This window comes from Chitinophaga hostae, from assembly GCF_018224885.1.
Lineage (GTDB): Bacteria > Bacteroidota > Bacteroidia > Chitinophagales > Chitinophagaceae > Chitinophaga > Chitinophaga hostae.
Map to the genome: position 1 here is coordinate 60,639 of NZ_JAGTXB010000019.1, position 14,318 is coordinate 74,956.

Annotated in this window: 12 protein-coding genes; 4 read left to right on the forward strand and 8 right to left on the reverse strand. The window is 46.0% G+C overall.

Features of this window, described 5'->3' with window-relative positions; all coding sequences use genetic code 11:
* Positions 1 to 38 precede the first annotated feature (38 nt).
* Positions 39 to 2,318: a hypothetical protein gene (locus tag KE626_RS27225; protein ID WP_211976187.1), complete on the forward strand. Its 2,280-nt coding sequence runs from the start codon at positions 39 to 41 to the stop codon at positions 2,316 to 2,318.
* A 128-nt stretch (positions 2,319 to 2,446) separates the two neighbouring features.
* Here KE626_RS27225 and KE626_RS27230 read toward each other — a convergent pair whose 3' ends face one another.
* From KE626_RS27230 to KE626_RS27250, 5 genes are all read right to left on the reverse strand, one after another.
* Entirely contained in the window at positions 2,447 to 3,190 is a 744-nt protein-coding gene (locus tag KE626_RS27230; RefSeq protein WP_211976188.1) for an isocitrate lyase/PEP mutase family protein, read from the reverse strand.
* An 18-nt stretch (positions 3,191 to 3,208) separates the two neighbouring features.
* Complete coding sequence (locus tag KE626_RS27235) at positions 3,209 to 3,649, reverse strand: SRPBCC family protein (protein ID WP_211976189.1); 441 nt, start codon at positions 3,647 to 3,649, stop codon at positions 3,209 to 3,211.
* A 159-nt stretch (positions 3,650 to 3,808) separates the two neighbouring features.
* Positions 3,809 to 4,690 carry a hypothetical protein gene (locus KE626_RS27240; protein ID WP_211976190.1) on the reverse strand — a complete coding sequence of 294 codons (882 nt, stop codon included), beginning with the start codon at positions 4,688 to 4,690 and terminating at the stop codon, positions 3,809 to 3,811.
* Between the two features lie 154 nt (positions 4,691 to 4,844).
* A complete protein-coding gene (locus KE626_RS27245; RefSeq protein WP_211976191.1) occupies positions 4,845 to 5,684 on the reverse strand; it encodes an NAD(P)H-binding protein in 840 nt (279 codons plus the stop codon).
* A 73-nt stretch (positions 5,685 to 5,757) separates the two neighbouring features.
* On the reverse strand, positions 5,758 to 6,693 hold the full coding sequence (locus KE626_RS27250; RefSeq protein WP_211976192.1) for a glycoside hydrolase family 43 protein: 936 nt from the start codon (positions 6,691 to 6,693) through the stop codon (positions 5,758 to 5,760).
* A gap of 132 nt (positions 6,694 to 6,825) precedes the next feature.
* Between KE626_RS27250 and KE626_RS27255 the strand changes: the two genes are divergently transcribed.
* The 3 genes from KE626_RS27255 (at position 6,826) to KE626_RS27265 (ending at position 8,689) form a co-directional block, all read left to right on the forward strand.
* Positions 6,826 to 7,458: a DNA-3-methyladenine glycosylase gene (locus KE626_RS27255; protein WP_249207728.1), complete on the forward strand. Its 633-nt coding sequence runs from the start codon at positions 6,826 to 6,828 to the stop codon at positions 7,456 to 7,458.
* 72 nt (positions 7,459 to 7,530) lie between these two features.
* Positions 7,531 to 8,040 carry an RNA polymerase sigma factor gene (locus KE626_RS27260; RefSeq protein ID WP_211976193.1) on the forward strand — a complete coding sequence of 170 codons (510 nt, stop codon included), beginning with the start codon at positions 7,531 to 7,533 and terminating at the stop codon, positions 8,038 to 8,040.
* Between the two features lie 4 nt (positions 8,041 to 8,044).
* The gene (locus tag KE626_RS27265; protein WP_211976194.1) at positions 8,045 to 8,689 is read left to right on the forward strand and encodes a hypothetical protein; all 645 of its coding nucleotides are present in this window, start codon (positions 8,045 to 8,047) and stop codon (positions 8,687 to 8,689) included.
* Here KE626_RS27265 and KE626_RS27270 read toward each other — a convergent pair whose 3' ends face one another.
* The 3 genes from KE626_RS27270 to KE626_RS27280 form a co-directional block, all read right to left on the reverse strand.
* The gene (locus KE626_RS27270) at positions 8,690 to 9,373 is read right to left on the reverse strand and encodes a hypothetical protein (protein ID WP_211976195.1); all 684 of its coding nucleotides are present in this window, start codon (positions 9,371 to 9,373) and stop codon (positions 8,690 to 8,692) included.
* A 95-nt stretch (positions 9,374 to 9,468) separates the two neighbouring features.
* Positions 9,469 to 10,869, reverse strand: coding sequence for a RagB/SusD family nutrient uptake outer membrane protein (locus KE626_RS27275; protein ID WP_211976196.1), 1,401 nt, complete (start codon positions 10,867 to 10,869; stop codon positions 9,469 to 9,471).
* A gap of 16 nt (positions 10,870 to 10,885) precedes the next feature.
* Positions 10,886 to 13,951 (reverse strand): SusC/RagA family TonB-linked outer membrane protein, encoded by a 3,066-nt coding sequence (locus KE626_RS27280; protein WP_211976197.1) that lies wholly within the window; start codon positions 13,949 to 13,951, stop codon positions 10,886 to 10,888.
* Between the last annotated feature and the right edge of the window lie 367 nt (positions 13,952 to 14,318).

Consider the following 14,318-nt stretch of genomic DNA (forward strand, 5'->3'; position numbering starts at 1 on the left):
ATCTATTTTAATAGAAATTTACAACCCCCTTCAATAACATGCGCCGGCAAACAATATACCTACTGCTTTTACTCTATGCTTCGCTGCCCTGCTTTTCCCAGCAACCAAAAATAATTACCGATAGCCTTGCCGCGCAAGTGCATAACACTGCCGCTAATCTCCCCGTTACAAATATTTATCTCCACACAGACCGGGGCATTTATGAAGCCGGTGAAGAAATCTGGTTTAAAAGCTACCTGCTGGATGCACAATACCTGGCATTGTTAGCTGTTGATAAAATCCTGTATGTGATGCTGCAGAAAAAAGACAATGACAGCACCGTATGGCAGGAAATGTATCCGGTAAAAAATGGGATGGTCAACGGCCAGGTATATCTTGACGGAGATTTACCTGAAGGAGATTATTGGCTGAAAGCCTGGTCGGCCAATTCGTTTGATGACAGCCCCTCCCCTTGTTATGCGCTGCGTCGTATACGCGTGGTAAAAGATAAATATCCCCCACAAAAGAAAACGGCTATCAGCAAAAATACCAATGGTAAAATTCGGTTCAACCTGTTCCCCGAGGGCGGACGCCTGGTTGCCGGAATCAGCAATCTCGTAGCTTTCAGCGCAACTGATACTGCCGGTACACCGGTCAACGTAGCCGGCACCCTGCTCAAACAAGGTAACCCGGTAACCCGCTTCAGCACACGCCACGCAGGCATGGGTAGTTTTACATTTACACCCGACTACGGTGTAGCATATACCGTCCGGCTGCAGCCTCCATCAGGTGATACTACATACCCCCTGCCCGCAGTCAACCAAACAGGGATCACCATGCACCTGTTAAAAAATAATGACGACAGTTTATCCCTTCGTGTTACCAGGAACACAGCTACCACTCCTCAACGGATTTATGTAAGACTGCAAACACGCGGCATTGTGCAGTTAATAGCTATTGCGATGCTGTCAGACAGCCTCGTAATAGGGCTGCCACTGCAAAGTGCGCCCGAAGGCATGGCGGCGGTTACATTGTTCGATACGCTATACCAGCCATTGGCGGAACGCCTGGTATATCTTCATCCCAACAAAAAACTGCACATCAGCTACCAGCTAACAAAAAGTATTTACCTTAACCGTGAAAAAGTAACATTGAACATACGTACCACCGACCAGACCGGAAAGCCCGTTGCGGCGTCGCTATGCCTCAATGTTAGTGGGAACAATTATCAACAACCGCAGGATGACAAGGAGATCGATAACCATTACTATCTTTCCTCCCAACTGAAGGATAACCTATACCACCCTGCCTGGTACTTCGATGAAAACAACAAAGACCGGGAACCCGCACTGGATCTGCTGCTGCTTACACAACACCCGAAAAGCTATGTATGGAAGGAAACCACGTCTGCAACACATCATCAACAGGTAGTAGCTGATTATCTCACCGGACATCTTATCCTGTCACATAACAAACGAAAAGCCGCAAAAAGTCAAAGTATCCTGCTAGCCTTCGACGGCGACCAACGCTACCAGCAAGCGTTTACTCCGGACAGCACCGGCCGGTTTCTGCTCGACTCATCTATACTAGCCATGGGGGCAAAAATCTATGTAAAGCAATTGGCCGAAAGTGATGCCGGGATGGAAATAGCCAATCCATTTACCGCAATTAAAAAAGCGGCGATCAACAAAACCGATATCTATCCCCTGGCCATAGCTGCGGAAAATAATAAGGAAGACGCTTTTTCATTACCTCCCAATAACCGGTTTCATAAAACCCTCACCGGTGTTCAAATAACCGCCAAAGGCGGCCGAACTACCTGGCCAAAATACCTGGGGATATTAGATAGCATCGCCAAACTGGACGGCAATACAGATTATCTGGGCGAATGCGGCGTTATAAATTGTCCTGCATGCCACAGCAACAAAAAACCTATAGAGGGCAAACATTACAGCGAATATATCGGTAACAGAAGACACGAGATTTTCTCCCATCCATATGCTTTTATGGCAGAAGAAATGAAACAAGCCGTTTATCATTACCGCACTTTTACAGAAGAAGAATTATTAAAGAAATTCCGGTTGGCCACTACAAAGGGCTACTATCGCCACCAGGAATTTTATCAACCTGATTATGATACCCATCCCGACGCCGTTCCAGATTTTCGTAAAACGCTGGTCTGGCTACCGGAAATCACTACCAACCAACAAGGAGAAGTTTCTGTCAGCTTTTTTTGTTCAGATATATACGGCGGTTTTACAGGGAAAATAGAAGGAGTAAGTGAGCAGGGGTTGATTGGTAAAAAGACTTTTGAATTGCAGGTAGTGTCCGGGAAATAAAGAAGGATTCCCGGTATAACCGAAATAAACTATTTTTTTACTGAATATTTACCAACGCCTTGTGCTATTGGAAAGACCAGGTATACTGTATCTTTTCAATAGCACAAGGCGTCAATAAGACATTTGAATTAAAACAAGGGGCCGAATGATTGCTGAGCACTAACCTCTTTGATCAATTTATCCAATTGGTTGTAAGATGCCCTGTATAACAAAACTGCCATACTGATTCTCCTAACCCCGCATTCAGACAAGGTCTGTATAGATGAAAGTTTGGGCGACCCAACAACGTTCAAAGGAAGTGTAGTAGAGGAAGCGATCTCTTTAATAGTTGCCGTATCTGAAACAGCTGTAACAAATAGCCCATCGGCGCCCGCATCCTGGTACGCTTTTGCTCTTTTTATGGTCGTTTCCAGCGGGGCGTCAACTTTCAACAGAAAACCATCTGTTCTTGCATTTATAAAAATTTTCTGGTTGCTTTTTTCCAGATAATTTTTGATGCTATGGAGTTTCTTCAGATAAATTTCTTCCCCCTGTGCATCCTCCAGGTTGATCCCCGCTACTCCAATATCAACAAGCCTTTGGATGTTTTCGGTGAGCACTGCCAGGTCATTGGTATATCCTCTTTCCAAATCAACTGACAATGGGATATTGGTACTTGCTTTTATCCGCTGCACAACAAAAAACAGTTCATCGAATGGCATTTTTTCACCATCTTCATATCCCAATGAGTTTGAAATAGCACCGCTTGACGTGCCAATGGCATCGTAACCATTTTGTTCTATTATCTGAGCACTCTTTACATTCCAGGCATTGGCAAGTATCAACGGTGTTTCCTTATGATGTAGTTGGTAAAATGTCTCATAATTTCCCATACCGATCCTTTTTCATTTTTAAAATACATCTACTCCTTCACCTTTGGTAATTAAGCTGAACAGGCTTTTTTCTACAAGCTGCCCCCAGGCGCCTGAGCAGCCATCATAACATTCGATCGCCGGCACAAGTCCATGATGCGTAAAAGTGATTTTAGTTTTTTCTCCTTCTTTGGAAATATCAAAAATGACTTTTGTATTAAGCCATTCTTCCTTATGAGATACAAAACTGATCCTGCTTTCGGTGATCAGCCATACCACCCTTTTGCCGGGAGTAATTTCAACTACTTTTTGCTTTGAAAAATGCACATCACCCATGCGATAGGTAAACTCGTCATTGAGTTTGTCTGTGCCGCCTTTAATTTCTCCCTGCCACCAGCCCCGGACATTATTAATGGCATCGAATACTTCTTTTGGAGATTGGTCCACCAAAATGGTTGTGGTAAAATCTTTCCCTTCCATAATTGCTGTTTTATTTCTATTGAATGATGTTGATTTAACAGGTGAGCTGCCCGATACTACCGGAGCCCGCTCGTGTTGATCAAAGTTACAGTCTTATTCAGGGAGTGCAGGGGCGTGAAATGGACTTTCTACCGGGTCGATTCGGACATGGCAATAAAATTAATGATAGCTAACCCATTTAAATCCAAACAGGCCGCGGTGTTCCTCTTTATGCAGGTAGTCTCCATCTTGAAATTGCTCGTATAACCGGTGGGAAACGGTTTGCCGGGAGGGCACTGTGTCTGTGCGTAGCAACAGTAGCTGGAATTGCTCTCTGAAATGGGCCGATACGCTGTCACGACCCTTCCACTTATCCATTACCAGGTAGTGCAGACTATCCCTGCCATTGTAACGACCATATCTCTCAACGCCATAGTAGTCGTTTTGAGAAACGGTTTGCCAGCGGGACGTCCCGGTTATACTACCGGCAGGCAGCAGGTAAAAATAATACACCGCTGTTTCGCTGATATCCGGATCATAGCTGGTGTAGGTGTGGTGATCGCTGCGGGTGATATAATATTTTGTATACACAGGGGTGAAGAAGTCAAATGCATAATTGACGGCAAAGAAAAAGGGAATAATGTAAAATGCCAATGTTCGCAGCAATGCCCGCCTGTTATGTTCCCGCCTTTCTGTAGGAGGGGCGTCTTTACCAAACAACAGGTACCAGCATATTACGGGTACAATAACGATAAGTATCCACCAGAAATAGGAGGTGGAATATACCTGGAGCACATGTGCCACTACCAACACATATAACGCTGCTATACCGGTGGTGATAAAAACGTGGCTTATAATCCCCAGGCTCGGATAGCCGTTAAAAAATATATCCATTCCCGTTTGCTGCCACTCATGAACAATATACCTTATCACGGGTAATAAAAAGATGATCACAATAAGATACCGGAACGTTACGGACAACGGGTCGGTGAACAAAAGCGCGATGCCCAGTGCCATCCGGGTAATGGCGGAAAAGAAGACCCGGTACAACAGCTTATTCATTTAAGATGATTTTCTGCTATCCGCTGATGAGGGAACAGCAAGGGGCTAACAGGTATTTTCTTCATCTTATAAATTTACAGCATTTTTTCTGGCGCTGCAAACTGGTTAAATATACAACACCGCAGGCAGTACCTGCGGTGTTGTTATATACATCTTATCCATTCCAGATACCCGATGCAGCAGTCCTTTTCACATACTCTGAAAAGTCCCTCGGCGCCCGGCCCAATGCCTGCTGTACACCGTCTGCCAGGTAAGTGTTGCGGCCATCCAGTACTTCTGTAAACAAATAACTCACCAGCCAGATAAAATCTTCCGGAATCTCATATTCTGCCAGCATCCCTTTGTACTCCTCCATGGTTATCTCCTGGTATTGAATATTTCTGCCGGTGGCTTTGGCTATTTCCGCCACGGCTTCGGGGAATGTAATTAAACGGGGGCCAGTCAGCTCGTACAGTTTCCCGGCATGTCCTTCTTCTGTAAAGGCGGCTACTGCAACGTCTGCAATATCTTCTGTATCTACAAACGGCTCAACTACGCTGCCTGCGGGAAGTGCTACATGGCCTGCCATCAATGGATCCAGGAGATATCCTTCACTGAAATTCTGGTTAAACCAGGCACACCGGATTACTGTCCAGTCTATACCCGCATTCATCACGATATCTTCACATGCCTGGGCCTCTTTTTCTCCACGACCGGATAACAATACAATATGTTTGATACCATTATCTACTGCCGTCTTTGTAAATGCGGCCACTTTATCTACAGCACCCGGTACGGCCACGTCAGGATAAAAACTAAGATAAACGGCATCCATATCTTTTACTGCGGAGCCCCAGGTGCCGGCATCTTCCCAGTCGAAAGAAGGGGTACCTGAACGGGAACCTATACGTACCGGCCAGCCTTTTTCTGTGAGCTGTTGCGCTACTCTGCTGCCGGTTTTTCCTGTGCCGCCTAAAACAAGCACTTTAGAGATGATATTCTTTTTTGCTTTCATGATGATTTCTTTTCTCCAAAATTACCAGCTCCGGTACCCGGAAAATAGAACAAAACCGACACGGCAAAAAAAACTACTCCCCGCTTTCATGAAGCAAATGTTCAAACTCCTTCCCCGTGATGGTTACTACTGTGCCATGGCGTATCCCCGCTGGCATAGATAGTTTATCTGATACGTCCACCCAGTTTTCCAGGTCAGTAGATTCAACAGCTCCATAACGGTGCTGCATATACCTGTCGAAATACACGATCCATTTATTACCCAGCTTCAGCGCGGTAGGGCCTTCCGCCCAGTAGTTACCTGTAATGGGCGCGGAAGGCTTGCTATAACCACCCGTCAGCTTTTTGCTGGTGGCTATACGAATATTCTTTTGCGGCGGTGTCCTGGTTTCATCTTTCAGGAACATGATAAACCGGCGCCGGTCCGGAACAATGCTGGCATCAATTACATTAAACCCCTGGTCGTACAAGAGTTTTGCCGGAGTAAACTGCACGAAGTCCCTGGTGGTTACATAATATATCCGGTGATTGTACTTACCGTCCCCACTGGATTCGCCGGCGGCAAACCTCCCGGGAATAGTGGTGGCCCAATAGATCATATACGTTTTATGTGCAGCATCATAGGTTATTTCCGGGGCCCAGCAGTTCAAAGCGCCCGTTTCGTGCGCCATTACCGGGATGGATTTTTGCGGCGACCAATGTACCAGGTCCGCCGAAGACGCATAGCCAATACCTTTTTCCTTCCAGCTCACCGTCCATACCATATGAAACAAGCCATCGGCGCCGCGGATAATACAGGGATCCCGCATCAGCTTATCATCGCCGGTGGCGGGCGTCAGCAAGGAGCGGCCATTGTTCAGCTCCTTCCAGGTATAACCATCACGACTGTATGCCAGGTGCAGTCCATCCTGCCCGTTATCTTTAAAAAAAGAAAAAATATACACGGCATCCTGTGCCATCACGCTATTTAATAGGCCCAGCAACAAAACAAACAGAAAAACTTTCTTCATAATTATATTTGAGACAGGTAAAATACAGTTTATCAGCGGAAGTATAGGTATAAATGCACACGCGTGCCATCAGGCAGCTCCACCCTTTATTTTTTGTACCTTCCCTCCTTCAACAGACCATTCCTCCCCCGCATGAAAATAAAAAAGCTCAACGCTGCATTTTACCGGCAAAAAGATGTGATTAAAATTGCCAGGGAATTAATCGGGAAAACATTGGTAACGGCTATCGGCGGCGTGCGCACATCCGGTATCATCGTGGAAACGGAAGCTTATGCCGGTGTTGGCGACCGTGCCTCGCATGCCTGGAATGAACGCCGCACCAACAGAACGGCTGTTATGTACCAATCGGGAGGGGTGGCGTATGTATACCTCTGCTATGGCATTCACTACCTGTTCAATGTTATCACCAATGTAGCAGATACCCCTCATGCCATACTGATCCGGGCATTGGAGCCGGTGGATGGTACCGATACCATGCAATCCCGTTTTGGTAGTCAACCTGTCAAAAATCTTACTGCCGGCCCCGGCAATCTCAGCAAGGCGCTGGGTATCGATAACTCCCTTACCGGCGAAAGTCTGACCGGCAATAAGGTATGGATAGAAGATACCGGCGCCACCAGCGCGGAAAACATCCTGGTATCTACCAGGGTAGGTGTGCAATACGCCGGGGAAGACGCCTACCTTCCCTACCGGTTTTCGCTTAAAAATAATAAATGGGTCAGCAAGGGAAAAGGCCTCATAAAAAATGTTTCCGGGAAAGTGTGATTTTTTTGCTGTTGCTGCGAATAATGAAGAAGCAAGTATTTTCTTCATCCAACAACCAGGTAAATACAACGAATGAACACTATTGATAAATCGGATACTTTTCTGACGGTGATTCAAACGCACAAGGGCATTGTATACAAAATCGCCAATGCCTACTGCCGCGATGCGGAAGACAGGAAAGACCTGGTGCAGGAAATCATCGTGCAATTGTGGAAATCCTTTGATCACTACCAGGATCAATACAAATATTCCACCTGGATATACCGTATTGCATTAAATGTGGCCATTTCATTTTACCGGAAGGAAAATCGCAGGAAACAGGTATCAAATCCGCTGTCAGACAATATCCTCGATATCACTGACCCGGGCATACCGGACGATACTACCATTCAGATTGGTTTATTACAACAATTCATCTCAGAACTGAAAGAACTGGACAAAGCCCTGATGTTGCTATATCTCGAAGAAAAAAGTCATAAAGAAATGGCAGAGATCATGGGGCTTTCCACCAGTAACGTGTCCACAAAAATCAACAGGATAAAGCTTCTTTTAAAACAAAAATTCGCCCCCCTTAAATCTTAGCATCATGGAAGACGCCGCAATTATTCATCTCTGGAAAAGTTATGACAAAAAGCTCGAAGAAAGCCTGTCATTAAATAAAAAAAATGCAGAAGATATCATGCATATGAAAGTGAGGTCCTTCCTGGCTTCCATGAAGCCATCAAAAATATTTGCGTTACTTGTAGGGATTGGCTGGGTTATTTTAGCAGACATCATCCTCATCGGTACCTTTCATATCGCCAGTCCGTTTTTCCTGGTATCGGCCGGCATACAGGTACTGCTCACGAAACTGGCTATCGGCATATACCTCTACCAGTTAATCCTGATCCAACGGGTGGATATCAGCGAACCAATTCTGTCCACCCAGGAAAAACTGTCCCGGCTGAAATCCTCCTCGCTCTGGTGTGCCCGTATACTGTTTCTGCAGTTGCCGGTATGGACCACCTTCTACCTGACCCCGGCCATGCTGGCATCCGGCAATCCCTGGTTGCTGCTGCTTCAATTGGCAGTTACTACCGCATTCTTCTGCGCCGCCATCTGGCTGTTTATAAATATCCGGTACAGCAACCGCCACAAAAAATGGTTCAGGGCCATTTTCCAGGGAAAGGAGTGGGATCCCGTCATCAAAGCAATGGCGCTGCTGGAACAGGTAGAGGAATACCGCCGGTAATTATTTTGTACCCGGCGTTAAACCATTGCAGTAAACGATCAGCTTTACCAGGTCTTCGTCATTCTTCAGGTTTAACTTATTACTCCGGATATACGCCTCCAGCGCGGCACTATTGCCACCAATGGCTTCCAGCACCGCCTTTTCACTTTTCTTAATGTTCACCGGCGTACCGTTCTTTGAAATATAGTAGTTTACGTATTCTTCCACCGTACGCACAGTGGTGGCGGAGCCATACGCTTTATCTTCCCGGATCTTTTTGGATTTTCTCAGCAACAATTGCATCGCGCCATCTGCCAGTAGTTCGTAATAGGAATCGGCGGTGGCGCCCTTCACCGGGTTGTAACCATTGCGGAACACCAGCTGCCGGTTATCCTTCCTGTTGGTTAAACTAAAAGCCTTTACCGGCTTAGAAAATTCAAAGGGCTCCCCCTTTTCATTCTTAAACAACAGCGCATCCCTTACCTGGTCGTACTTCAGCTCTACATCCTTGTATGCCTTGCCATCTTTAAATTCAACGGTTCCTTTGGCCCAATCATCCTGCAGGTATGGCGAGCCTTGTATATCTACATAACTTTTTTCAAAAAACGGCCTGCCGTCTACACCTTTCAGATAAACGCCGCCCTGTGCCGTTGCCTTTTCCAGGCCGGCAAACAACAGCAACACATACAACATCCAATGTTTCATGATACTCATTTTATTTTCCTAAAATACAAAAGGGTTGCAGGTATTTTGCCACCTGCAACCTTTTTATTTTCTACCAGGTAAATAGCTGCTCCCTGTTATTTCGTATACCCATCGTTCTGGGTCATATTCGGATTGGCATCCCGCTCCGTTTGCGGAACAGGCGCTACACGACGGGTATCACCATAATTCACCACCCTGCCCTTGCCGTTCACCAGGTTACGCTTCAACCGGTTCAGGTCGTGGAAACGATCCCCCTCAAAGGCCAGCTCCTTTCTTCTTTCCAGGATAATATCGTCCAGTAGCAGCGCGCCTGCAGAAGCATACACCAGCGAAGGATCACGCTGCGCCATCAGCGTGTTCAGATAAATCAACGCATTGACGTCATCTTTCAACCGGTTACTGGCTTCCGCCGCAATCAGGTACATTTCAGAAATCCGCAACACCTTTTTATTATCAAAATCACCGCTGGTATGCTGATACTTATTAACGATGTATACGAGGGGCTGGGGATCCCTGGCGCCCTCGAGAATCAATCCCTTCCTCACATCGCTCGCGCCATACAGGTTATACAACGCAGGGACGCAAAGAATATCGCCATAACCCAGCTGGTTGTACATGTTCCCCAACTCGTCATTACCCACATTTGTCAACGCATCGGCGCCTACTTCAAAAAGTGTTTCAGGCGTAGAAACAGAAGGCGTGGCTTCTGACCAATAAGCAGCCACCCGGTCTCTCGTTAAAAGAGGGATATTACTGTGGTCAATTACATCTTTGGCATAACTCAGCGCCTTGGCATAATCACCCTTATACAAATTTACTTTGGCCGCCAATCCACGGCAACCATACTTTGAAAAACGGGTAGCCAGCTTTGTTTGCGTAAACAGTGGATATGCTGCATCCAGGTCTGCCAGGATCTGTGTATATACCTCGCTGACCTTGTTACGCGCAGGACGCAGATCACGGTTGTAATGCAGGATAAGTGGTACCCCTTCCGCATCCGGATTTTCGCTGTATGGTTTGGCAAAAACCCTGATCAGGTTAAAATAAACCAACGCACGGATCGACAAGGCTTCTGCCTTAAACTGTTTGGCAGCTGCATCGTTGGCAAATTTCTGGTCTACCGCATCAATGATATTGTTGGTACGCAATATCACTTTATAGGCATCCAGCCAGTTTACACTCATCGTGGCATCCGTTACAGTAACAGAATAGTTCTGCTGCGCTGTATATCTCCCGGAATTATTTACAGAGATATAAGTGTTATCACCCATCAGATCACCGATCACCGGCAACGACCTGCCATAATAATCGGTTTCAGTAAGCCCCGCATAACTGCCGTTAACAGCATTTTCAATATCTGACACTGTTTCAAAAGCTGACTCCGTAGGTACGCTCACATAAGGTGTGGTATCCAGGAATTTTTTCCCGCAGGAACCCAGCAACATCATAGCGCTAAATCCAGCCAGGGCCGTATATAGTTTGATTTGTCTTTTCATCGTTTGTACGTTTAAGTTATAGTCCCAGGTTAATACCCACAGTATAGATCTTTGGCATGTATACTTCCAGGTTCGATTGACTCGTAACACTTGCTTCAGGATCTGAGGTAATGTTCTTATCCTTTACCCAGGTCCATACATTAGTACCCCTTACGTATAAACGCAGACTGGATATTTTGGCATGCGACAGCCATGACTGCGGGAAAGAATAACTCAGCGTTACATCCCTCAGACGGATATAATCGCCTTTATACAACCAGCGGGTAGAAGACTCGCTCGAATTTTTATTGCCTCCGTACACATACTTCGGCACATTTGTTTCATCTCCTTTCTTCTGCCACCTGTTCAGCTGCGGCGCCATTTTATTAAAGGAGCCCGCAAAGCCATCCCCCTGCAGATACCTGGCCCAGGTGTCCTGCACATAGTTGCCATAATTATAGTACAACAGGCCATCCAGGCTAAAGCCTTTAAAACTAAAAGTAGATCCGAAGCTGCCAAAGAATTTGGGAGAAGCAGATCCGTAGATAACACGTTTGGCAGCAGAATAGCTGTTGGTTTTTTCGTTATGCGTATCGTCCTTGTACCACTGCGGGTCGCCGTTTTCTTTGTCTACACCCGCCCATTCACGCAGATAGAAAGACTGAAAATCGTGTCCTACCTGGCGAATAAATGAACCGCTGATCTGCGGTTGACTGCTTACCAGCGAGATCACTTCATTTTTATTGCGGGCAAAATTAAAGCTCGCATCCCAGCGGAAATCACCTGCTATCACCGGTGTACCCGACAAAGCTATTTCCACACCTTTGTTACGGATAGAACCAATGTTGTTGAGGAAGTCCTGGAAGCCGGATGTCCTGGATAAAGGTTGCTCCATCAACAGGCTGGAAGTAGTTCTGGTATAGTATTCCACGGTAGCATTCAACCTGTTTTTAAACAACGAGAAATCAATGCCGATATCCAGTGGTTTGTTTATTTCCCAGGTTAACGCAGGATTACCAGCAGACAACGGCGCGCTGCCCACACTGCCTTCGTAATTATAGTTAAAAGAATTATTCTTAGTATCTACACCCGTACCATAACCATAGAGCGAACGCCAGATATAGTCAAATTGGTAAGCGCCAAAATTGGCATTACCATTCTGTCCGTAAGAAGCCCTTAACTTCAGCTGGTTCAGCCAACCGATTCCCTTGATAAATTCTTCCTGATCCAGGTTCCAGGAACCGCCTACGGACCAGAAATTACCATAGCGATTAACACTGCCAAAACGGGAAGATCCATCTCTTCTGTAACTGGCCGACAACACATACTTGCCGTTATAGGTAATATCTCCCAATCCGAGTATAGAAGCAAACGCATAGTCGGAACCATTACCGCTGGCAGCAGTAAAATTGGCGCCCGCAGCCGCATACTGGATATTCAGCCTTGCCGGTAAATTACGGGCTTCAGTGTTGCTCATAAATAATTTCGACTTCTGCGCTTCATAACCTGCCTTTAAATTCAATACCCACCGGTTGTCCTTTTTCAGGTCAACATGGTAGTTCAGCATGTTTGTCCATACCCAATTGAAATACCGGGTATAGGTATGATTTACGATACCATGATCATTAAAACCATCGCCGTACAACGGGTTATTATATTTAAATTCTTCCAGGTTGTTATAATCAACACCATATTTGGAAGTGAATTTCAAACCAGGCAGAATCGCATATTCGGCCCATACCGTACCAATACCTTTCAGCATAGCGGTATTGTCTTTATCCATCGCGGCAATAGCAACTGGGTTAAAGGTGCCGCCAGGACCAAATTCCGCCTGCGGATCGGCAGAAAAATTAATGCTGCCGTCCGGCTTGTAGGGCGACTGTGCAGGCAACAGAAAATATCCCGCCAGCACCGGGTTGGCAAAAGTGCCGCCATTGGTAGGACCTACCTGCCGCGAAGACGAGAAAAGAATATTACTGCCAAACGATAACCGCTCAGTAGCTTTATGTTTGATGCTGATATTAGCGCTGGCCCTGTCGAAAGAAGATGCCAGCACCGTTCCTTCCTGTTTGAAATAACCGCCGGATAAATGAAACTGGGTTTTCTCATTTCCTCCATCCGCTGAAAGATTGTACTGCATTTGCTGCCCGTTGCGCGTAACAACATCCAGCCAGTCAGTGTTAACACCTTTTCCCGTACCAAAAGCCGCATCCACATCTTTTAAAGCAGATGCCAGGTCAGGGTAATCGCCGGTATTAAACAATCCTTCCGCCGTCAGATTACGAAACTCCTCATTGGTGAGCGGGCGGCTTTCGCTGCGCAGGATTGGTTTTGCAGTTCCATACTCAGCGTCGGCACGAATACGGGTTTTACCATTTCTTCCGCTCTTGGTGGTGATGATCACCACACCATTGGCCGCACGGGAACCATAAATAGACGAAGACGCCGCGTCTTTAAGTACAGAAATACTTTCTATATCGTTGGGGTTAATACCTGATAATGCGTTGGCTGTAGTGGTATTCCTCGAAAGGTCACCGGTGTTGATAGGTACCCCGTCTACTACATACAACGGCGCAGCGCTGGAGTTAATAGAACCTATACCGCGGATACGTACCTGTTGTACTGCGCCCGGCTGGCCGGAACCGCCTACAGACTGAAGCCCGGGCACCTTACCTTGCAAAATTTTATCTACCGAGGTAAAGGGTACATTCTCTACCTCCTTACCTCCTACCTGTGCCACCGCACCGGTTTGATTTAATTTGGTTTGTGTACCATAACCTACTACCACTACCTCACTCAATCCTTCTGAACCTTGTGTGAGCGCGATATCCAGGTTGGTTAAACCGGTAATATTTTTTTCGATGGTCTGGTATCCCAGGAAGGAAAATACCAATACCCTGGCGCCCTGCGGAACGGTAATCGTAAATGCTCCGTTACCGCCGGAGGTAGTTCCTGTATTAGTTCCTTTGATTTTGACAGATACACCCGGAAGCGATGCTCCGTCGGTTTTGTCGGTGACTTTTCCTGTCAATGTTCTCGTTTGTGCTGCACCGTGCAGGGCACACGATAGCAAGAGAAGCCACAGGAGTAGCTCTTTCTTCATAAGCGATTTTTTTGGTTAGATTTAATAAAGGATGATGACAGATTAACTATAGGCTAATGCACATAGGTCAATAATTATAGGTTGATAACTACCTGTTTAGCTGTTACACTAAACCAATGAAACAAGGGTTTGTACTACTGCTTAACTGACGATTTTGTTTGTGACTAAAGGGCTTGATTCATGCTGTTGATTTTGGTTGAAAACTCATTGATTGCTACACGGGTTCCGTTTTAATACACTTCAATAATGGGCAATTATGGGTTTGATATCTGGTTGAAAATTGAATTCATGATTTTGGTTGCTGCAAGGGTCGATTCACTTTGTAAATTAAATAAAAAAAAAGTTGTTCCACCAACTATTCTTTTAA